20 protein-coding genes are annotated in these 20,256 nt (G+C 64.5%); 10 read left to right on the top strand and 10 right to left on the bottom strand.

Annotated features, from left to right (window positions below; all coding sequences use genetic code 11):
- The first annotated feature begins 105 nt into the window (after nt 1-105).
- Complete coding sequence (locus EL2594_RS11565; protein WP_011415266.1) at nt 106-750, top strand: 1-acyl-sn-glycerol-3-phosphate acyltransferase; 645 nt, start codon at nt 106-108, stop codon at nt 748-750.
- A gap of 106 nt (nt 751-856) precedes the next feature.
- Nucleotides 857-1,489, top strand: a complete 633-nt coding sequence (locus EL2594_RS11560) for a TetR/AcrR family transcriptional regulator (RefSeq protein WP_011415265.1) — start codon at nt 857-859, stop codon at nt 1,487-1,489.
- 13 nt (nt 1,490-1,502) lie between these two features.
- Here the strand turns inward: EL2594_RS11560 and EL2594_RS11555 are convergent, their stop codons facing one another.
- The 5 genes from EL2594_RS11555 to EL2594_RS14970 form a co-directional block, all read right to left on the bottom strand.
- Complete coding sequence (locus EL2594_RS11555) at nt 1,503-2,687, bottom strand: NAD(P)/FAD-dependent oxidoreductase (RefSeq protein WP_011415264.1); 1,185 nt, start codon at nt 2,685-2,687, stop codon at nt 1,503-1,505.
- Nucleotides 2,688-3,770 (bottom strand): AI-2E family transporter, encoded by a 1,083-nt coding sequence (locus tag EL2594_RS11550; protein ID WP_011415263.1) that lies wholly within the window; start codon nt 3,768-3,770, stop codon nt 2,688-2,690.
- Nucleotides 3,767-4,528, bottom strand: a complete 762-nt coding sequence (locus EL2594_RS11545; protein ID WP_011415262.1) for a M50 family metallopeptidase — start codon at nt 4,526-4,528, stop codon at nt 3,767-3,769. Before EL2594_RS11545 ends, EL2594_RS11550 begins: the two co-directional genes overlap by 4 nt.
- A gap of 114 nt (nt 4,529-4,642) precedes the next feature.
- On the bottom strand, nt 4,643-7,186 hold the full coding sequence (gyrB, locus tag EL2594_RS11540; protein ID WP_011415261.1) for a DNA topoisomerase (ATP-hydrolyzing) subunit B: 2,544 nt from the start codon (nt 7,184-7,186) through the stop codon (nt 4,643-4,645).
- 84 nt (nt 7,187-7,270) lie between these two features.
- Nucleotides 7,271-8,011 carry a PIG-L family deacetylase gene (locus tag EL2594_RS14970; RefSeq protein ID WP_011415260.1) on the bottom strand — a complete coding sequence of 247 codons (741 nt, stop codon included), beginning with the start codon at nt 8,009-8,011 and terminating at the stop codon, nt 7,271-7,273.
- Between the two features lie 118 nt (nt 8,012-8,129).
- Between EL2594_RS14970 and EL2594_RS11530 the strand changes: the two genes are divergently transcribed.
- Both EL2594_RS11530 and guaA read left to right on the top strand, forming a co-directional pair.
- On the top strand, nt 8,130-9,668 hold the full coding sequence (locus EL2594_RS11530) for a class I adenylate-forming enzyme family protein (RefSeq protein ID WP_011415259.1): 1,539 nt from the start codon (nt 8,130-8,132) through the stop codon (nt 9,666-9,668).
- A 754-nt stretch (nt 9,669-10,422) separates the two neighbouring features.
- Nucleotides 10,423-11,997: a glutamine-hydrolyzing GMP synthase gene (gene guaA, locus EL2594_RS11525; RefSeq protein ID WP_011415257.1), complete on the top strand. Its 1,575-nt coding sequence runs from the start codon at nt 10,423-10,425 to the stop codon at nt 11,995-11,997.
- A 145-nt stretch (nt 11,998-12,142) separates the two neighbouring features.
- On the opposite strand, the gene EL2594_RS11520 is transcribed toward guaA, so the two are convergent.
- Nucleotides 12,143-12,508 (bottom strand): DUF7662 domain-containing protein, encoded by a 366-nt coding sequence (locus EL2594_RS11520; RefSeq protein WP_155806049.1) that lies wholly within the window; start codon nt 12,506-12,508, stop codon nt 12,143-12,145.
- A gap of 142 nt (nt 12,509-12,650) precedes the next feature.
- Here EL2594_RS11520 and EL2594_RS11515 point away from each other — a divergent pair, with 142 nt between their 5' ends.
- Complete coding sequence (locus EL2594_RS11515) at nt 12,651-13,364, top strand: endonuclease III domain-containing protein (RefSeq protein ID WP_041685303.1); 714 nt, start codon at nt 12,651-12,653, stop codon at nt 13,362-13,364.
- 6 nt (nt 13,365-13,370) lie between these two features.
- Nucleotides 13,371-14,045: an endonuclease III domain-containing protein gene (locus EL2594_RS11510; protein ID WP_011415254.1), complete on the top strand. Its 675-nt coding sequence runs from the start codon at nt 13,371-13,373 to the stop codon at nt 14,043-14,045.
- Here the strand turns inward: EL2594_RS11510 and EL2594_RS11505 are convergent.
- The 3 genes from EL2594_RS11505 to EL2594_RS11495 all read right to left on the bottom strand — a co-directional run bounded on the left by EL2594_RS11505 (nt 14,035) and on the right by EL2594_RS11495 (nt 15,375).
- A complete protein-coding gene (locus EL2594_RS11505) occupies nt 14,035-14,586 on the bottom strand; it encodes a DUF924 family protein (protein WP_011415253.1) in 552 nt (183 codons plus the stop codon). The two genes, EL2594_RS11510 and EL2594_RS11505, sit on opposite strands and share 11 nt — an antisense overlap.
- 8 nt (nt 14,587-14,594) lie before the next feature.
- Nucleotides 14,595-15,035: a hypothetical protein gene (locus EL2594_RS11500; protein WP_011415252.1), complete on the bottom strand. Its 441-nt coding sequence runs from the start codon at nt 15,033-15,035 to the stop codon at nt 14,595-14,597.
- A gap of 79 nt (nt 15,036-15,114) precedes the next feature.
- A complete protein-coding gene (locus EL2594_RS11495) occupies nt 15,115-15,375 on the bottom strand; it encodes a zinc-finger domain-containing protein (protein ID WP_041686041.1) in 261 nt (86 codons plus the stop codon).
- 384 nt (nt 15,376-15,759) lie between these two features.
- On the opposite strand from EL2594_RS11495, the gene EL2594_RS11490 reads away from it, so the two are divergent.
- Nucleotides 15,760-16,701 carry an ABC transporter ATP-binding protein gene (locus EL2594_RS11490; protein WP_011415250.1) on the top strand — a complete coding sequence of 314 codons (942 nt, stop codon included), beginning with the start codon at nt 15,760-15,762 and terminating at the stop codon, nt 16,699-16,701.
- A 10-nt stretch (nt 16,702-16,711) separates the two neighbouring features.
- Nucleotides 16,712-17,449 carry a class I SAM-dependent methyltransferase gene (locus EL2594_RS11485; protein ID WP_011415249.1) on the top strand — a complete coding sequence of 246 codons (738 nt, stop codon included), beginning with the start codon at nt 16,712-16,714 and terminating at the stop codon, nt 17,447-17,449.
- Here EL2594_RS11485 and EL2594_RS11480 read toward each other — a convergent pair.
- The gene (locus EL2594_RS11480) at nt 17,446-17,631 is read right to left on the bottom strand and encodes a hypothetical protein (protein WP_011415248.1); all 186 of its coding nucleotides are present in this window, start codon (nt 17,629-17,631) and stop codon (nt 17,446-17,448) included. The two genes, EL2594_RS11485 and EL2594_RS11480, sit on opposite strands and share 4 nt — an antisense overlap.
- A gap of 141 nt (nt 17,632-17,772) precedes the next feature.
- On the opposite strand from EL2594_RS11480, the gene nadB reads away from it, so the two are divergent.
- Complete coding sequence (gene nadB, locus EL2594_RS11475) at nt 17,773-19,359, top strand: L-aspartate oxidase (protein ID WP_011415247.1); 1,587 nt, start codon at nt 17,773-17,775, stop codon at nt 19,357-19,359.
- Between the two features lie 249 nt (nt 19,360-19,608).
- On the top strand, nt 19,609-20,133 hold the full coding sequence (locus tag EL2594_RS11470; protein WP_196793197.1) for an energy transducer TonB family protein: 525 nt from the start codon (nt 19,609-19,611) through the stop codon (nt 20,131-20,133).
- Nucleotides 20,134-20,256 lie beyond the last annotated feature (123 nt).

The raw sequence follows: 20,256 nt of genomic DNA, 5'->3' as shown, positions 1-20,256 counted from the left end.
GCCCTTTCTCTCGAGATCCGCCGCTCCGGCCCTTGCAATCTAGGGTGGCAATTCGCTCGCATTCCCCCGCGCCTCTGCTAGTCCGTAGCGGCAATGGGAGAGAACATGTCGAAAGGACCTGCGTACAAGCGGTCGCTGCTGTCGCGCCTGGTCCGGCGGATCATCGTCTGGATCTATCGCTGGCAGGGGTGGCGCATCGACACCGGCCTGCCCAAGGATTTGCAGAAATACGTCATCGCTGGCGCGCCGCACACCTCCAATTGGGATTTCGTGTTCTTCGCCGGCGCGACCGAAGTCGAGGGCGTGCATCCCAATTTCATGGGCAAGCACACCCTGTTCCAGGGCTGGATGAAGAGTTTCATGTACGACATGGGCGGTATCCCCATCGACCGCACCAAGCGCGCCAATTACGTCGAGCAGATCGCGACGGAATATGCCAGGCGCGACCATCTTGCGCTCGTCATCGCCGCGGAGGGCAGCCGGACGAGCGACGGCAGCTGGAAATCGGGCTTCTACAATATCGCCCGCGCCGCCGACGTGCCGATCGTCGCAGCGTGGGTCGACAGCGATCGCAAGGTGCTGGGATTCAGCGATCCGATTTGGCCGACGCAGCACTACGGCGAGACGCTGGCGAGAATTGCCGACTTTATGCGCTCCCGGCGGCCCGATTACGAGCGGTACAAGGTGCTGGAGGCGCAGGCGCGGCGGCTGATGGCAGAAGAGCAGGCAGGCAGCAGCGCGCAAAAGTAACGCCGCGTTGCGGAATTTGCGGCAAAAACCGCCACCTTTCGTCGCGCGCCCCCTTTCGGCAGTCACAATCGCTTCCTAGATTGCTGCGAATGCAGGGAGAAGCATCGTGGTAGCGTCTGGCGATCCGGAGCACGACAAGCGCCGCTTGGTCGAGCTGGCCATGCAGGTGACGGAAAAGCGCGGCGAACAGGTCAGCCGCGCGACGCTGGCGGCAGAGGCCGGGGTCTCGCGCTCGCTGGTCGACAAGCATTTTCACGAAGAGGACGATCTCTTCAACGCGATCGTCGAACACTGGTACGAGCCCGATATCCGGATCATGGAAGAGGTCGTCGCCAGCGACCTGCCCGTCCGGCGCAAGTTCTACGAATTCTTCGCCCGCCGCTACCTGCGCGAGCGCGAGCGCTACGAGGCCGACCCAGCGACCTTTGCGCTCTATTGCGAGCTCGGCAGCCAGCGCTTCGAAGACGTGCGCGGCTATATCGACCTGGCCGATCATTACCTCAGCCAGCTGATCGCCGAAGCGCAGGCCGACGGCTATTTTCCCGATCTCAAGATCACCGAAGCGCTGACGCTGATCAACCAGATGGTCCTCGCCTACACTTCGCCACAGGTGCTGATGATGATCCATCACCGCCTGCACGAAGACAAGCTGGCCGCCATCGTCGACACCGTGTTCGAAGGGTTGGCAGGCGGCGACCGCGGTTCCAGGCCGGTCGCGGGCCTGCGCGCCGCGAGCTAGCGGGCGCGCCCGCTCAGAGTGCCTGTCCGGCGGCCCAGCCACTCGACCAGGCCCACTGGAAATTGTACCCGCCGAGCCGGCCGGTCACATCGACCGCTTCGCCGATGGCGTAGAGGCCGGGGACATTATTCGCTTCCATAGTCTGGCTCGATAGTTCCGCCGTGCTGATACCGCCGGCGGTGACTTCGGCCTTGGCGAAGCCTTCGCTGCCGTTGGGGCGAAATTCCCAGCGCCCCAGCCGTTCCTGCGCGCGGCGCAGCGCCTTGTCGGCGATGCCCTGCAAGGGACCCGACAGGCCGAGCCGCTCGGCCAGCACGCCGGCGAGCCGCTCGGGCATGTATTCGCGCAAGACCGAAATTGCGGTCGCATTCGGAGCGGCCTGCTTGCGGGCGACGAGCCAGTCGCCCTTCTCGCCCGGTGCGAAATCGATCCACACCGGATCGCCCGGCTTCCAGTAGCTCGAGACTTGCAGGATCGCCGGACCGGACAGGCCGCGATGGGTGATCAGCGCGGCTTCGGAGAAGCTGGTCTTGCCCGCGGTCGCGACGACATCGCTCGCGACACCCGACAATTCGCGAAACAGCACATCCTCTCCGCCCAGCGTAAGCGGCACCAGCGCCGGGCGCGGCTCGACCACCTTGAGGCCGAACTGGCGGGCGAGGCCGTAGGCGAAATCGCTCGCGCCCATCTTCGGGATCGAAGGTCCGCCCGTGGCGATCACCAACTTGTCGGCGGTGTGCGCGGTGCCTGACGCCATGACGGCGAAGCGACCCTGTTCGTGCACGACTTCGGTCGTGTCCTGCCCGGTCAGGATCGTGACCTCACCGCCCGATTCGGGGGCCCTCGCACATTCATCGAGCAGCAGCTGGACAATCTGTTTCGACGAGCCGTCGCAGAACAGCTGGCCCAGCGTCTTCTCGTGCCAGGCGATGCCATGCGCTTCGACCAGTGCGAGGAAATTCTTCGCCGTGTAGCGCTTGAGCGCCGACTTGGCGAAATGCGGGTTGGCGGAAAGGTAATTGGCCGGACCCGCCCCGATATTGGTGAAGTTGCAGCGCCCGCCGCCCGAAATGAGGATCTTCTTGCCGACCTTGTCGGCCTTCTCCAGCACCAGCACGCGCTTGCCGCGCTGGCCTGCGATGGCCGCGCAGAACAGGCCGGCCGCGCCGCCGCCGAGGATGATCGCGTCGTAACTCACTTATTCCGCGTTCGCGTCGACAGCTTCGTTGTGTTCGCGCAGGATCGTCCACCCGGCGAGGAACAGGCCTGCGAGCATGGGCCCGAGCACGATGCCGGAGAGGCCCATGGTCGCGATGCCGCCCAGCGTCGTGACGAGAATGATCCAGTCGGGAATGCCGGTATCGCGGCCGACCAAGATCGGGCGGAGCAGGTTGTCCGCCATGCCGATCACCGCCACGCCGGAGACGACCACCACGATGCCTTGCCAGATCGCTCCGGTGGCGAACAGCCAGATCGCTGCCGGGACCCAGACGATGGCGGGGCCGATCGCGGGAAGCAGCGAGAACACCGCCATAACGAGACCGAACAGCAGCACCGAAGGCAGCCCGACGATCCAGAAGGTCAGCGCGCCCAACGCCCCCTGGACGATGCCGACCACGACCGATCCCTTGATCGTCGCGCGCACGATGTTGAGGAACTTGTCCGCCAGTCTTTCGGCTACGTCCTTCTGCAGCGGCACGCCTTCCATCACGGCTTGGCCGATGCCCTTGCCGTCGCGGAGCAGGAAATAGGTGATGTAGAGCCCGACCCCGAAGGCCAGCACATAGCCCAGCGCGCCGCCGCCGATAACGAGCGCCTGCTGCGCAATCAGACCGGCAGACTGGGTCAGCAATTCCTGTGTGCGGGCCTGCAAGTCGGCAAAATCGCCCCAGCCCTGCGCGTCCAGCATATTGCGCAGATTTGACGGCAGCGCGTCGAAAATCTGTCCTACGAGGGTCGCAACGTCGATCCGTCCTTCCTGGAAAGCGATGACGACATTGGCCGCCTGACGCACGATGGCGCTGCCGATCCAGATCATCGGCAACAGGACGGCGAAGAAGATGATGAGGAGCGTTGCTATCGCCGCCTGGTTGGCCTTGCCGTTCAGATTGCCGAGGATGCGCTGGTAGAGCGGCTGGAACAGGATCGCCGCGAGCGCCGACCACAGGATCGGCATCACGAAGGGCCAGATGACCAGCACCAGACCGATCGTGACCAGCGCCAGGAACAGCAGGAAGCCGCCCAGTTCGATCCCCTGGTCGAGTTCCTTGTGATCCTTCACCGCGTGCCCCCGAAGCCCGCATCCCACCGGCGCGGGAAGCGTTTCTCCGACAAAGCATAAACCAGACTTGCCCCGATCATCCCCGCCGCCAGAGCGATGATGCCGATGGCCCAGACCCAGTGCGGCAGGAACAGAGACTCTTCGATCGCACCGGTATCGCTCAGGATTTCCTGCCCCCCTATCACCGCGCGTTCCATCAGCAGGTAATCCCATTGCTGGAACATGCTGAGCGATGCGGTGAGGCCGAGGAACTGGAGCGCAAAGCGCTCGACCCAGGGCGTGCCGCGCGCCGCGATGTAGAATATGCCGGCGGCGATGGCGGGGAGGATGATCCAGCCGAGGGTGCTGCGGACGTAGAGGACGGTCGAAAGCGCAATGGCGCCGCCGAGCAGATACAAAACCGGTCGCCACAGCGCAGGTTTCGCGGAGGAAAGGATCAGGCCCGAGCCGACCACCGCCGGCATGATCGGCCCGCCTGCGCTCACCAGCGCCTGGCTCAATCCCGAGGCATCGTTGGGACGATAGGTCTCGGCAAATCCCGAGCCGTCGGGGAACAGAACCAGCCGCTCGAACTGGAAACCGACCAGAATCGCGCTCAATCCGTGGCCCATTTCATGAAACCACGTCGTCAGGATCATGAACGGGTAGAGCACATAATTGCCGAGCGGCAGGTGCGGCAGCACGAACAGCGCCGCCGCGGCCAGCGCCAGCGCCTTGATGTGTTCGTCACGATTATGGATGGCGAGCCGCGTCGACATGCCAGTCAGTCTCCGATCTGCATTCTGCAGGTGATATAGGAGGCTAACACAGTTCGTTCAAATCCCTACACGTCGAGGGTGGCGACGTTCTGGGCACCGACGGCTTCCGATGTGCTAAACATCGAGGTTCGCCACGTTGAGCGCATTGTCCTGGATGAACTCGCGCCGCGGTTCGACGACATCGCCCATCAGGCGGGTGAAGATTTCGTCGGTCACGTCGGCGTCTTCGACCTTCACCTGCAGCAGGATGCGTGCTTCGGGATCGAGCGTCGTCTCCCACAATTGCTCTGCGTTCATCTCGCCGAGGCCCTTGTAGCGCGCGATCGACAGGCCCTTGCGACCTGCCGCGAGCACCGCGTCGAGCAATTCGGTCGGCCGGGTGATGGCATCGTCATCGGTGAAGCTCGGCGTGTCGGCATCGGTTTCGTCGGCGCTTTCGGGATCCGGCGCGGTGGTCTCTCCGCTCGACAGTTTTTTCAGCCGGGCGGCAACTTCGTAGCTCTCGGCCTCTTCGGCAGCGACGCTGTGCAGCTTGCGCGCTTCCGCGCTTTCGAGGAACTTCGGTTCGATCAGGTGCGCATCCGTGACGCCGCGCCATACGCGCTCGAAGGCAACCCCGCCATCGTCGGTCCGGCGCGCGCTCCATTCGGCTTCGGGATCGCCCAGCTGCAGCCGCTCCGCCGCACGTTCCAGCGCCTCTGCCGACGCGCGGTTGGCAGGGTCGAACACGCCGGCCAGTGCCATCGCTTCGATGATCGCGGCGTTGTATTTGCGCGGCGCGAAGCCGATCAGATTGCGCACTCGCAGCGCATGGTCGACCAGCGTTTGCAGCTCGGCCCCGCTGCGCTGCGTGCCGCCGCTGTCGAGCACGCGGCCCTGCAAACCGCCGGAAATCAGGTAGCGGTCGAGCTCGCGATCGTCCTTGAGATAGACTTCGCTGCGTCCCTTGGAGACCTTGTAAAGCGGCGGCTGGGCGATGAAGAGGTGCCCGGCCTTGACGATTTCCGGCATCTGCCGGTGGAAGAAAGTGAGCAGCAGCGTGCGGATATGCGCGCCGTCGACATCGGCGTCGGTCATGATCACGATCTTGTGATAGCGCAGCTTTTCGAGGTTGAACTCGTCGCGCAGGCCGGTGCCCATGGCCTGGATCAGGGTGCCGACTTCCTTGGATGAGATGATCCGGTCGAACCGCGCGCGCTCTACATTGAGGATCTTGCCCTTCAACGGCAGGATCGCCTGCGTCTTGCGGTCGCGGCCCTGCTTGGCCGAACCGCCGGCGGAATCGCCCTCGACCAGAAACAGTTCGGACTTGGCCGGATCGCGTTCCTGGCAATCGGCCAGCTTGCCGGGCAGCGACGCGACGGACATCGCGCCCTTGCGGCTCATCTCACGCGCCTTGCGCGCGGCCTCGCGCGCGGCGGCGGCATCGATGATCTTCTGGACGATAGCCTTGGCGTCGTTGGGGTTTTCCTCCAGCCATTCGCCCATCTTCTCGCCCATCAGGCTTTCGAGCGGCTGGCGCACTTCGGAACTGACCAGCTTGTCCTTGGTCTGGCTGCCGAACTTGGGATCGGGAAGCTTGACGGAGACGATCGCGGTCAGGCCTTCGCGCATGTCCTCACCGGACAGGCTGACCTTTTCCTTCTTCAGGAGCCCGCTTGCGGTTGCGTAGTTGTTGAGCGTGCGCGTCAGCGCCGAGCGAAACGCGGCCAGGTGTGTGCCGCCGTCGCGCTGCGGGATGTTGTTGGTGAAGGTAAGGACGTTCTCGTAATAGCTGTCGTTCCACTGCAGCGCGACGTCGATGCCGATGCCGTCCTTTTCCGCCGAAACCGAGATCGGCTCGGCCACCAGCGGCTGCTTGTTGCGGTCGAGATATTTCACGAAGGCCGCGATGCCGCCTTCGTAGAACATGTCGTGCTCGCGCACGTCCTCGTGCCGCTTGTCGCGCAGCAGGATACGGACGCCCGAATTGAGGAATGCCAGTTCGCGATAGCGGTGTTCGAGTTTCTCGAAATCGAAGTCGGTCACGTTCTTGAAGGTATCGTGGCTTGCCATGAAGGTGACACGGGTGCCCTTCTTGAAGCCATTGTCGTCCGGGTTCTGATCGACCCTGGGCGCGTCGCCTGTGACTTCTAGGCTCTTGACCGCTTCGCCATGCTCGAAGCGCATGTAATGCTCTTTGCCGTCGCGCCAGATTACGAGTTCGAGCCACTCCGACAGCGCGTTGACCACCGACACACCGACGCCGTGCAAGCCGCCCGAAACCTTGTAGGCGTTGTCATCGGACGTGTTTTCGAACTTCCCGCCCGCATGCAGCTGGGTCATGATGACTTCCGCCGCCGACACGCCCTCTTCCTTGTGCATGTCGACCGGAATGCCGCGGCCATTGTCCTCGACCGAAACCGAACCATCGGGGTTCAATTCGATCAAAACGAGATCGCAATGCCCCGCCAGCGCCTCATCGATGGCATTGTCGGAGACTTCGAACACCATGTGGTGCAGGCCCGATCCATCGTCGGTATCGCCGATATACATGCCGGGGCGCTTGCGCACCGCATCGAGGCCCTTGAGGACCTTGATCGAATCCGCGCCGTATTCGCCGTTCTGACGGACTTTTTCAGGAATTGCTTCGGGAGTATCCGGGGTCTCTTGGCTCATGCCCAGTATATAGGCTTCGGGTGGGGGATTCCCAAGCTTTGCGATGGGCCAGGCATCGCTTTTTCCACCACCGGTCCGGAGGGCCTAGAAGGCTTTGTGGAAAGCCACTTCGCTTTTCCACACGCCCGCGTGAAATAATGGCACCAGCGCAGCGCGCGTCGCTTCGTCGAACTGGGTAACGTGACACTGCGTCGCGGCGTTGGCGGCGGCGAGATCGGCTTCGGAATAGCTGTAGCGCACCGTCGCAAGGTCGGGGGCGGTCGTGGCCCAGCCCTGCGCCGCCAGCGGCTCGGGCAGCGGCGCGTGGACCATCGCGGGGTAATAAAGTTTGGGGCGGCTGCCACCGGGCTCGCGCTGCAGAATTTGCGTCACCAAAGCGCTCACCATCCGGTGGTCGCCATGGCCGTAACCGCCGTCCGGCCCCCAGGTGATGACAATCTCCGGGTTTGCGCCCCGGATCGCATCGGCAAGCACCGGCAGCAGCTTCCTGGCCGGGCTGTCCGGCGCTTGCGGCGTGTCGGCCAGCGTTCCGTCGCCGAATTCGAGAAACGCGATCGACCGTGCGCCCAGCGCTTGTGCGGCACAGCGCGCCTCCTCTCGGCGGACTTCGGCAAGCGCCTCACCCTTCGCGTAATCGCTTACGCCCGGCCCGGCATCGCCGGAGGTGACGTACACCAAGTGCACCTCGGAGCCGTTGCGCGCCTCGCCTGCGAGTGCGGGGGCGAAGAAGATCTCGTCGTCGGGATGGGCCAGCACCGCCACCACGACGCGGCTGATATCTTCGGGATGCGCGGTGATGTCGGCGGGCAGGACGGCCAAGGCCATTATTGTTGCGACGCAAAAAGCAAAGCGCGGGTGCATGGCGGTCTCCCCTCTGGCCAAAATCTCGGCATGACCTTAGGCGGTTGATATCGCGGTGCAAGGTGAGAGAGGACCCGAGTCTATGCTTGAGAGACTGCAGCAGCCCTATGGCTCGTTTCCCGCAATCCTGTCGGCCTGGGCCGAGCGGCAGCCGGACAAGCCTGCGTTGCGCGACGATGCGGGCGAAATGAGCTGGGCCGAGCTCGATGGTCGCGTCGAGCGGCTGGCGGCGAAACTGGTCGAGACCGGGCTCGAACGGGGGCAATCGGTCGCGATCCTCGGGACGAGTTGTATCGCCTATGCCCTGGTGTTTCTCGCTGCGGTGCGCGCAGGGGGGGTGGCCGCGCCGCTGACGACCAGCGCCAGCCGCGAACAGCTTGAAGGCATGGCGAAAGATTCAGGTGCGCGGCACCTGTTCATCGATGACGGCAAGAACGCCGAGCTGGGCGAGGATTTCCTGCCCGGCTTCGATCGCATCGCGCTGGAAGAAATCGACGCGTGGATGGCCCCGGAAGGCACGAAGGCTCCCGCGTTCGATCCCGATCCCGCAGACCATTTCAACATCATCTATTCCAGCGGCACTACTGGCGTGCCCAAGGGCATCGTCCATTCGCACCAGATGCGCTGGCGGCAGTTCGCGGCGACCGCTTCCAGCTATATCGATGCCGGGCTCGAGGTACGCTCGCTCGCCTCGACGCCGCTTTATTCGAACACCACCATGGTTGCGTTTCTTGCTCCGCTGCTGGCAGGCGGCACGGTGCGGATCATGGGCAAATTCAACACCGTGCGCTGGCTCGAGCATGCGCAGGCGGACAGGACTATTATCACCATGCTGGTGCCGGTCCAGTACCAGCGGCTGATGGCCGAGCCGAGTTTCGACCAATACGACCTGTCGTCGCTGGCGCTCAAATACTGCACCTCCGCGCCGTTCTCGGCGGAACTCAAGGCGGAGGTGCTGCAACGCATGCCGGGCGGCCTGATCGAGATCTACTCGATGACCGAAGGCGGTGTCGTGTGCCTGCTCGCCTGCCATGAATTTCCGGACAAATTGCACACCGTCGGGCGGCCCGCACCGGGCAGCGAGCTGAAAGTGCTGGACGACGAGGATCGCCTTGTCCCGCCGGGCGAGCCGGGCAACCTCATCGGCCGCTCGCAGACCATGATGGCGGGCTACAAGAACCAGCCCGGCAAAACCCGCGAAGGCTACTGGACCGATCCGGACACCGGCGAGGTCTGGCAACGGATGGGCGATATCGGGCGGGTCGACGAAGACGGCTTCGTCGAACTTGTCGGGCGGGCCAAGGACATGATCATCTCGGGCGGGTTCAATATCTATCCGAGCGATCTGGAAGCCGAGCTGGAGAAGGACCCGCGCGTCGCCGAAGCGGCGGTGATCGGTGTCGCGAGCGAGCAATGGGGCGAAACCCCGCTCGGCTTCGTGCGGCTGATGCCGGCGGTGGCGGAGGACGAGGCCGAGGACATCCTCGGTACGGTCAATGCGCGGCTGGGCAAGACCCAGCGGCTCTCCGCGCTGCACGTGATCGAGGAAATGCCGCGCAGCCATATCGGCAAACTGCTGAAGACCGAACTGCGCGACCTGGCCGAAACGCTGGCGGGCTGATCGTCCGGAAAGAGAGATGAGGTGCGGCTTGCCGCCTGGGGGAGGAGGGGGAAGCGGTCGGCAAGCCGCACCTCGGGCGACCCGGACGGGCCGGGTGGTTCGCCGCGGATTATGCGATGGTGACGGTCAGCACGGTCCCGCCGAGCGAGGCGGCGATGACGAGGTTGAGCAGGGCTGCGGGCCAGTTGCGTATGTTGAATTCCTTCACGGCGAATGTCTGTCTTGCCACGGAGTTCGCACCAGCCGCAGGCAAGGTTACACCGGGTCGAGATTGAAAAGACCGTGCCGCGAGACGCGAGCCGCCGAGGGGGGAGAGGAGAGAGTGGCGGCCGCGTCTCGCGGCGGTCTGATCGGTGGCCCCGTTTTAAGCGACGGTGGTTCCGATCGTGAGGCTGCTTAGGGTCGCTGCAGCCACAAAAGCTATCAGGTGTACGGCTAGCTTGCGCATGGCCAGTCTCCTGCAATGTACGCCGGGGGGCAGGCTTTGGAGGGGGGAGAGAGGGCCTCACCGCCCGGCTTGGGAACGGGAAATAATCGGTCGTGCCGTTTTCTAAAAGTGAGAAGGGCGGGACGGTTGTTGCATAATTTGCAACCCAGTCAGCAAATTCGGGCTGTAGCGTTGCTTTTCATCGAACAAGCGGCGCTTTTCGCAATGTCGAAGATCGCCTGTAAAAGCGCGCTATGGCGCATGCGGTGGGACAATCGACCACCGCTGCTGGACAGGCGGGCGGAGCGCACTTAACCGCTCTTGCCCATGGACCAAGCGCATCTCCCCGATTCCATCCTCATCGTCGATTTCGGCAGCCAGGTGACCCAGCTGATCGCGCGCCGCGTGCGCGAAGCCGGGGTCTATTCCGAAATCGCGCCCTTCAGCATGGCGGAAGAGGCCTTCCAACGGATGAAGCCCAAGGGCATCATCTTATCCGGCTCGCCCGCCGGGGTGCCGGACGAAGGCTCCCCGCGCGCACCGCAAATACTGTTCGAAGCCGGCGTGCCGATCCTCGGCATCTGTTATGGCCAGCAGGTGATGACGCACCAGCTCGGCGGCGAAGTGCGGCCCGGACACGAGACCGGCGACGGCGGCGAATTCGGGCGCGCCTACCTGACCGTAACCAAGGACTGCGCGCTGTTCGACGGCATGTGGCAGGTCGGCGAGCGGCACCAGGTCTGGATGAGCCATGGCGACAAGGTCACGCAATTCGCCGACGGCTTCGAGATCGTCGCCACCAGCGATGGCGCGCCTTTCGCGGTTATCGCGGACGAAGCCCGCAAATTCTACGGCACCCAGTTCCACCCCGAAGTCGTCCATACGCCCGACGGAGCCAAGCTGCTGGCCAATTTCGTCCGCCATGTCTGCGGGCTGGCGGGCGACTGGACCATGGCCGAATTCCGCAAGACCAAGATCGAGGAAATCCGCGCGCAGGTGGGTGACGGCAAGGTCATCTGCGGCCTTAGCGGCGGTGTCGACAGCGCGGTTGCGGCGGTGCTCATTCACGAAGCGATCGGCGAGCAACTGACCTGCGTCTTCGTCGACCACGGGCTGATGCGGCAGGGCGAGGCCGAGCAGGTCGTGAGCCTGTTCCGCGGGCACTACAATATCCCGCTCGTCCATGTGGATGCGGAGGATATGTTCCTCGGCGGGCTCGCGGGCGTCACCGACCCGGAGAAAAAGCGCAAGTTTATCGGCGGGGCCTTCATCGACCTGTTCGAGGAAGAGGCGCGCAAGATCGGCGGGGCGGATTTCCTCGCCCAGGGCACGCTCTATCCCGACGTGATCGAATCGGTATCGTTCACCGGCGGGCCCAGCGTCACGATCAAGAGCCACCACAATGTCGGCGGACTGCCCGAGCGGATGAACATGCAATTGGTCGAGCCTTTGCGCGAATTGTTCAAGGACGAGGTCCGCGCGCTGGGCCGCGAGCTCGGCCTACCCGATGTCTTCGTCGGCCGCCACCCCTTCCCCGGCCCCGGCCTCGCCATCCGCATCCCCGGCGAAGTCACCAAGGAACGCTGCGATATCCTGCGCAAGGCCGATGCGATCTATCTCGAGGAGATTCGCGCGGCCGGTCTCTACGATGCGATCTGGCAGGCCTTCGCCGTATTGCTCCCCGTCCGCACTGTCGGCGTAATGGGCGATGCGCGCACCTATGACTCGGTCTGCGGCCTGCGCGCCGTGACCAGCACCGACGGCATGACGGCGGATGTCTATCCCTTCGACGCGACCTTCCTGACGCAGGTGGCGACGCGGATCGTCAACGAGGTGCAGGGCATCAACCGGGTGGTCTATGACTACACGTCGAAGCCGCCGGGGACGATCGAGTGGGAATAGCGCTGACTCGGGGCCGTCCGGGAGACGGGCTCGGCAGCGCTATTCGCGAGCGCAAGCGAAGCGCACTGACACGGATCGATCCGGGGGATCGATCCGGCCAATTCACTCGGCGACGCAAGGAGCGGCCGAGGATGGGTCGCACGTCCTAACCGCGAATATGAATCTCGATGGCATCTTCGGGCACGCCGAAGTTTGCAGCGAGTCCTGCCTTCGCCTCGGCAATGGACAGGGCGGCGCCAGTCGCGGACTTGGCCGGGCTGGGATCGCTCACTCGAACGAACGTAACTTCGTCGAGCTCCATGTTCACGTCCTTGGTTTCCCAGCCGACCGACTGCCAGGCCAGATTTTGAGATCCCGATCCGTCCTTCCGATTAGCCCACCACGGACGATGCTTGAAAGCGCTGTCGGGCAATCCACCCTCGACCAGCTCGCTGATGCTTACAAAACTCATACACACCTTGTCATCGCGGTGCTCATCGAGAAACTGCGTAAGCATCTGATATTTCGACATTGCCTGATCCTCCTGCATATGGGGAAGTCAGCTTATCACACATAGTATAATACACGTCAATATACAGTATACGTAAGGTATTGTCGACCCTGAGGCCTTGCCTCCCTTCGACAGCCCTCCTGTCATCGGTTACGGGGCTGACATGCAACTCCCCCTCGGCTCAGACCCACGCACCAATATGCTGCGCCGCTTGCAGGCGGCACTGATTGCGCGGTTTGGGCGGATCGTGCGCCCCGCTGACATGCGTCGGCCGCCCGAGTGGGTGCTGGTGCATGGGGTGATCGGGGCGCAGACCAAGACGGCGGCTTCCAATGCTTCGACCGATGGCCTGCTGGCGGAATGCGGGTCATGGGAAGCAGTCGCGGCGGCGCCGGTTGAAGAACTGGAAGTGCGGCTGCAGCGGCAGACCTTTCCCTCGGTCGCGGCGCAAAGGCTGAAGGACTGCCTCAATGCCATCATCGCCGAGCGCGGCGCGGTGGATTTGCGGCACCTGTCCAATCTCGCGATCGAGGATGCGATGGAATGGCTCGAGCGCCTGCCCGGGGTCGCGCGCAAGAACAGCGCCGGGGTGATGAATGCGAGCCTCTTCGAGCGCAAGGCGATGGTCGTCGACGGGCACCACCGCCGCATTATGCAGCGGATGGGTATGGTCCCGCCCAAGGCCGATACCGCCAGGACCTACGATGCGTTGATGCCGATCGTGCCCGAAGAATGGAGCGCGGCGGACATGGACGAGCATCACCTGCTGCTGAAGAAACTCGGCCAGACCCATTGCCGCCCGCGTGCGCCGCACTGCGAGGGTTGCCCGGTACGCGCGGATTGCCGGACCGGAACCGGAGCGCGCGCCGCTCGCTGAAGCGGTATGGCCAGGCTCCTCTCCGACAGCGACGTCGAAACCGTATTCGAGCGACTGCGCGAGGCGATGCCGGGGCGGACAAAGAATGCGAAAGGCCCCAAGGGCCAGCCCGACGCCTATCGCAGCTGCATTTCCTGCATGCTCTCGGCGCAATCGCTCGACAGCAACACCGCCAAGGCGGCCCGCGCGCTGTTTGCGCTCGCGACCAGCCCGGAAGAAATGCTCGCGCTCGACGACGAAGCGATCGCGCAGGCGATCAAGCCCTGCGGGCTCTACAACATGAAGACGCGAAACATCCGCAAGTTCAACCAGGCGCTGCTGGCCGAGCATCGCGGGGTGGTCCCCGACACGCGCGAAGGGCTGTTGTCGCTGCCCGGCATCGGCCGCAAATGCGCGGACATCGTCATGAGCTTCACCTTCGGCAAGGACGTGATCGCGGTCGACACGCATGTGCATCGCGTCTGCAACCGCATCGGCCTGACCGACGCGAAGACCGCCGACAAGACCGCCGAACAGTTGGAGGAGCGCGCGCCCAGATGGGCCCATGCCGACGGGCATTTCTGGCTCATCCAGTTCGGCAAGAGGGTCTGTACCAGCCGCGCGCCCAAGTGCGAGCGGTGCCCGGTGAGCGACCTCTGCTTATGGTACGCCGAGCAGCAGGCGCAGGCCGCTACCAGCTAAACCCCGCCTCGATCGCGCGCTGTTCCTTCGCGGTAGTTTCGCGGCCGAGCACTTCATTGCGATGCGGGAAGCGGCCGAAACGCTCGATCATCGCGCGATGGTTCCGCGCGAAGGAGAGGGCACCTGACACGCGCCGAGCAAAGATGCGGCAGCATATCTGCTGGTCGAGAACATCCTCGCTGTGCATCAGCGGCATCGCGAGGAACTGAACCTCGTCGCTCGACATGAGACGGTGCCATCCGCGATCGAGTGCGCCGTGCGTGATGCTGCGCGCAAGCGGGTCGCTGGCGAAGGCGCGCGGATTGTCGCGGAAGAGATTGCGCGGGATCTGGTCGAACAGCAGGACGGAGGCGAGCGCGAGGTCCGAGTTGGTCAGGAACTCGCGCGCCGGGCGCTGCCGCAACGCGTGCCAATACCGGGCGAAGCGACGCTCCAGCAGGGCATCGACGGCATCGGACCCGCCGAACCAGTCGGCAGGCCCGAGCTCATGGAACCACGTGTGGAGCAGGTGCGCGGCCCATCCGCGCGGGGCCAGCGTCACCTGTCGGCTCAGCCGTCCTGGTCGGCCTTGCGATAGGGCACGAAGTGGTCGAGGAAGATATTGCCGGTGTAGAAACCGCCGAAGCGGTCGATCGTGCTGACGATGTCGGTCGAACAGATTTGCGAGCCGTAGCGGCGGAACACCAGCGTCTCGTTATCGTCGAGCGTGCGCGGGTTCTTGGTCCGGTTGACCCAGATCGTGCTGCCGATGCGATAGACGATGGCAGTGTTGTCGATCACCTGGAAGTTGCGCACCGGGCGGTCGCGAATACAGCTTTCGGGCTCTCCGGCGACGCGGCCTTCCAGCAGCTTGGCGAGTTTCTGCTCGCCCTCGGTCAGTCCGGCGCGGTCCCCGTCATCCATGTGCTCATCGGCCAGCGCGGGAGTCGTGGTAAAGGCCAGCGCGGCAGGGGCCAGCACGGCGAGGGCGGGAAGGATGGCTTTGGTCATGGCGGTTCTCCTGAAGGTCTTGCTTATACAGCAAACGCCTGAACCCCGCCTGACGTTTCCCCTCGGACGCGCAGCCGCCCTAGCGATGGCCCGGATCGGCGCCCTCGGAAATGTCGCGCAACGTCGCCTGGTCGACCCCGTCGGCCGGGCCGCCCTCCAGCACGAAACGCCGGTCGCAATAGCCGCAATCGACATAGCCGTGCTCGTCGATCTCGAGATAGATGCGCGGATGGCCGAGCGCGGCCGGGCGGTAATTGGCGCCGCCGCGAATATCGCTGGCACCGTCGCACGAGACGCGGCGGGTGGTGGTCTTGATCACTTCGGGCGGTGCGGTGTGCATGCCTCGCCCGATAGAGGGGTTTGCGCGGCGGCTCAAGCGAGCGTTTTTGTTTTGCGCAAGCGCATCCGCGCTCGCGAATTCCTCGCTCAAGGGGCCTGACGGCCCAATCGCTGCGGGCGCGCATCCGCGCTCGCGGGCCGCTGGTCGCGGCCCGTGCTCCGCCACATGGTAGCCATTGAGGTCTCAATAGAAGTCTCGGCTTGGTCGCGGAGCGCGGCCCCGGCGGAGGGGCCGCAAGGGCGACCGCCCGCCCCGCAGCGGGTGCGGCTTGCCGCACGTCTAGCGAGGACGCACCCACGGATGTGGGTGCGAAACACAAAGGCCCCGCGCGAAACAAACGTAAACCCCTTTCACCTTGGTGCCACACCCATTACTGCCCGCCCTATGTCCGACACTCCGCCCCCCGCCATCTCCATCCGCGACCTGCGCAAGACCTACGCCGGGAGCAAGGGCGAGCCGGGCAAGGAGGCGCTCAAGGGCGTCAGTTTCGACGTGCCGCAGGGCGGCGTGTTCGGGCTGCTCGGGCCGAACGGCGCGGGCAAGTCGACGCTGATCAATATCCTCGCGGGGCTGGTCACGAAGAGCGGCGGCGAGGCTTCGATCTGGGGTTTCGATATCGACACGCAGACCCGCAACGCCAAGCGCTCGATCGGAATCGTGCCGCAGGAAATCGTGTTCGATCCTTTCTTCACGCCCTACGAAGTGCTGGAGAACCAGGCCGGTTTCTACGGCGTGCCCAAGGCCGAGCGCCGCAGCGAGGAATTGCTCGAAGCAGTGCGACTGTCGGACAAGCGCGATGCCTATGCCCGCACGCTGTCCGGGGGCATGAAGCGCCGCCTGCTGATCGCCAAGGCGATGGTCCATTCGCCGCCGATCCTCGTGCTCGACGAGCCGACCGCCGGAGTCGATGTCGAATTGCGCCGCCAGCTATGGGAGCTGGTGACCGAACTCAACGAGCAAGGCGTCACCATCGTCCTCACGACGCACTACCTCGAAGAAGCCGAGCAGCTGTGCGACCGGATCGCCATCATCAACCACGGCGAGCTGATCGCCAACAAGCCGACTCAGGAGATGATCGGCATGGCGCGCGAGAAGATCGTGCGGGTGAGCGTCGACAAGGACCTTGGCGGTCCGGTGATGGAGGAAGGCTTCGTCAAGGCCGACGTGCTGGAGCCGCGCACGCTGGAGATTACCTATAACCGCGACCGCATGAGCGCCGGACAGGTCCTCGCGAAGGTCCAGCAGCATGGCTATACGATCGAAGACGTTACTACCCGCGAAGCCGACTTGGAAGATGTGTTCATCCAGCTGACACGGGCCGGCTGAGAGGCGCGGAATGAGCGTGCTCTACGACACCATCGGCATTGATTACGCCAACCTGCGCAAGCCCGATTTGCGCATCGCGGCGCAGATCGATGCGGCGCTGGGCGATGCGCAATCTGTGCTGAATGTTGGCGCGGGGGCGGGCTCCTACGAACCGGCCGGGCGCGCCGTCACTGCGCTCGAACCTTCGGCCGAGATGATCGCGCAGCGGCCCGAGGGAACGGCGCCGGTCGTGCAGGGTCCAGCCGAAGACCTGCCGTTTGCGGATAATAGCTTCGACGCGGCGATGGCGGTACTGACCATCCACCACTGGAGCGACAAGGCGAGGGGCCTTGCCGAGATGCGCCGCGTCGCGCGCAATCGGGCCGTGCTGCTGACCTACGACCCGGCTTTTCGCGGCCAATGGCAGACCGAATACTGGCCCGGCCTGATCGGCCTCGACGATGGCGCGATGCCACCAATGGCATTTTTCGAAGAGCACCTAGGCCCGGTCGATACCCAGCCCGTGCTCGTGCCGCACGATTGCAGCGACGGCTTCCTCTATGCCTATTGGCGCCGCCCGCAGGCCTACCTTGACCCGCGCATTCGCAAGGGCAGCTCAGGCTTCTGGATGATCGACGGCGTCGAGGAAGGGGCGCAGCGGCTGCAAGCGGACCTCGCCAGCGGTGCATGGGCCGCGCGCCACGCCGCGCTGCTCGAACGCGAGAACGCCGATATGGGCTACCGCCTCGTTATCGCCGACCTCGTTTAGCGCGGCCGCTGCCCAAGCCCCGCATCATGCATCGGCGGTACGATCCAGTGCCCCTCGGGCTCCTGCTCCAGTACCTGCCGACAGCGCGAGCAATGGCTCGTCTCGCGACCGTAGACTTTCCTGACTTTCGTGTGATCGACCCGGTGCATGCCGAGCGCACAGCCGACGATCCCCAGCCTCATGCTGCAATACGCATGGAGTGCGACCTCCCTTGTGTTTATCCTGTTACCTTATGCCTAGCGCCGCGCACTGCGCTGTGAAGGCGAGACGCGGCGAAGCGTTCCCCGCTTGCCGCAATGCGTTTGCCTCGGCATGAGGCGCACATGACTGCGCAATCCCACGACGTCCTGATCATCGGCTCAGGCGCTGCCGGACTGACCGCCGCGCTTGAACTGGCGGAAGAGAAGAAAGTGCTGGTGCTGGCCAAAGGCTCGCTGACCGGCGGCTCGACAGCCTGGGCGCAGGGCGGGATCGCCGCGGTGCTCGATGCCGGGGATACGTTCGAGAATCACGTGCGCGACACGATGGTCGCAGGCGCGGGCCTCAACGATCGCGCGACGGTCGAATTCGTGATCGAGCGCGCGCCCGCGGCCATCGACCGTCTGTGCGAGCTGGGCGTGCCTTTCAATCGCGATGAAGACGCGCTGCATCTGACGCGCGAAGGCGGGCACAGCCATCGGCGGATCGTCCATGTCGACGACGCGACCGGCTGGGCGGTGCAGGATGCGCTGCTGAAGGCGGCCGAGGCCAGTCCCAACATCACCTTGCTGCCGGCGCGCAGCTGTATCGATCTCATCACCGGCCGACATGGCGAGCGCTTTTCCGGCGACGGCCGGGTATGGGGCGCCTATGCGCTCGACGAAGCGACCGGCAAGGTCGAGGCGCATGTCGCGCGCGCGACGATCATGGCGGCAGGTGGCGCGGGCCGCGTCTACCAGTTCTCGACCGCGCCGCGCGGGGCGACGGGCGACGGGATCGCCATGGCGTGGCGGGCAGGCGCGCGGGTTTCCAACATGGAGATGATGCAGTTCCACCCGACCTGCCTTTACAATCTCGAGGTCAAGAACTTCCTCATTACCGAGGCCGTGCGCGGCGAGGGCGGGCGGCTCTATCACCCCGAAACCGGCCACCGTTTCATGGCGGATTACGATGCCGAACGGATGGAACTGGCCCCGCGCGACGTCGTCGCCCGCGCCATTGACGATCAAATCAAGCGCTACGGCCTCGACTATGTCCACCTAGACATCAGCCATGAGCCGCCCGAATTCGTGCGAGAACACTTCCCTACCATCCACGAGAAACTGTTGGGTCTCGGCATCGACATGACCAAGGGCCCGATCCCCGTGGTCCCGGCGCAGCACTATACCTGCGGCGGCGTGCTGGTGGACCTGGATGCGCGCACCGATTTGCCGGGCCTGTGGGCGGCGGGCGAATGCACGGAAAGCGGGCTGCACGGGGCCAACCGCCTGGCCTCCAACTCGCTGCTCGAATGCTTCGTTTTCGGCGAAGCGGCGGCGGACGATATCCTGTCGCGCTGGGACGAACTGGCCGAACCGCCCGCCATCCGCGAATGGGACGAAAGCCGGGTGACCGATTCCGACGAGGAGGTCGTCATCAAGCAGAACTGGACCGAGATCCGCCGCTTCATGTGGAACTATGTCGGCATCGTGCGCACCACTAAGCGCCTCGAACGCGCCCAACATCGCATCAAGCTGCTGCGCAACGAGGTCGACGACTATTACGGCCACTTTCGCGTGACGACCGACCTGATCGAACTGCGCAACCTGCTGGAGGCAGCAAACCTGATCGTGAAAAGCGCCCTCGCCCGCCACGAAAGCCGCGGCTTGCACTTCACGCTGGACTATCCGGAAACCGATGAGGTGGCGCGGGATACGATCTTGGTGCCGTAGCTTGAAACACTAATCGGTCGCCATCAACCGTTCGTCGGAAACATTGTTACGCCTATAGAAGCGCGATTGCTGCGACTCGCCGGACAGGTCCATCCCCCTTGTCAGGACGCGGTGCTCACCCCCGGTCGCCGCGTCCGATCGACCATATTGTTCTGGCGCGAAGAGTTAGGGACTGCGCTCGAAACGAGGTTGACGCTTCAGCTGGTCACGCATGGCCGATCATCCACGAAATACGAGAGGATGATCACGATGAAGACCCTTATCAAGACCCCCGCCGTTCTGGCCCCCATCGCCCTAGCGCCCCTCACACTTGCTTTGGGCGCCGCTGCCGTCACCCCCGCCATCGCCGGTTCCGCGCAGGAAGACATTGTCGTCTCCCCCTCCGGCGCCATGCAGGAATGGCGCGCCGATGTCGGCCGCGATCTCGGCCGCAACCTCGTGCTGGCCGAGCGTTGGGCCAAGCACAATCCCGATAGCGGAATCGTGCAGGTCCGTTTCACGCTCGATGCCGATGGCCGCCCGTCCGACATGACGACCTATCGCAGCTCGGGCTCGGTCGCGACCGATCGCGCCGCGCGCTGGGCCGTACGCCGGTTGAGCCAGTTCGACGAAGCGCCGACCCAATTCGCCGCGGGCCAGGTGTTCCAAGCCAACATCATCTTCGCCGAGAACACGGCGCAGCATGACAAGCTGGAGCAGAAGCTCGCCTATCTCGAGCGCACCCGCCTCGCGCGCGGTGGCGGTGAACGCGGCGTGATTGCGCTCGGCCGCTAGGCACCCACAACCCAACGGACGCGCAAGTAACGGTTGGTCGCGTCCGATCCCCGGCATCGCCGCCCCAGCGCCTTCATCCGCGCCGAGGCGGCGACGCTTGTTCGCGCGGCATCTTGCCCCCTG

The sequence above is a fragment of the Erythrobacter litoralis HTCC2594 genome, assembly GCF_000013005.1.
GTDB classification, from domain to species: Bacteria; Pseudomonadota; Alphaproteobacteria; order Sphingomonadales; family Sphingomonadaceae; genus Parerythrobacter; species Parerythrobacter litoralis_A.
The sequence above is the reverse complement of the archived record's forward strand: the minus strand, read 5'-3'. Positions and strand labels throughout refer to the sequence as shown.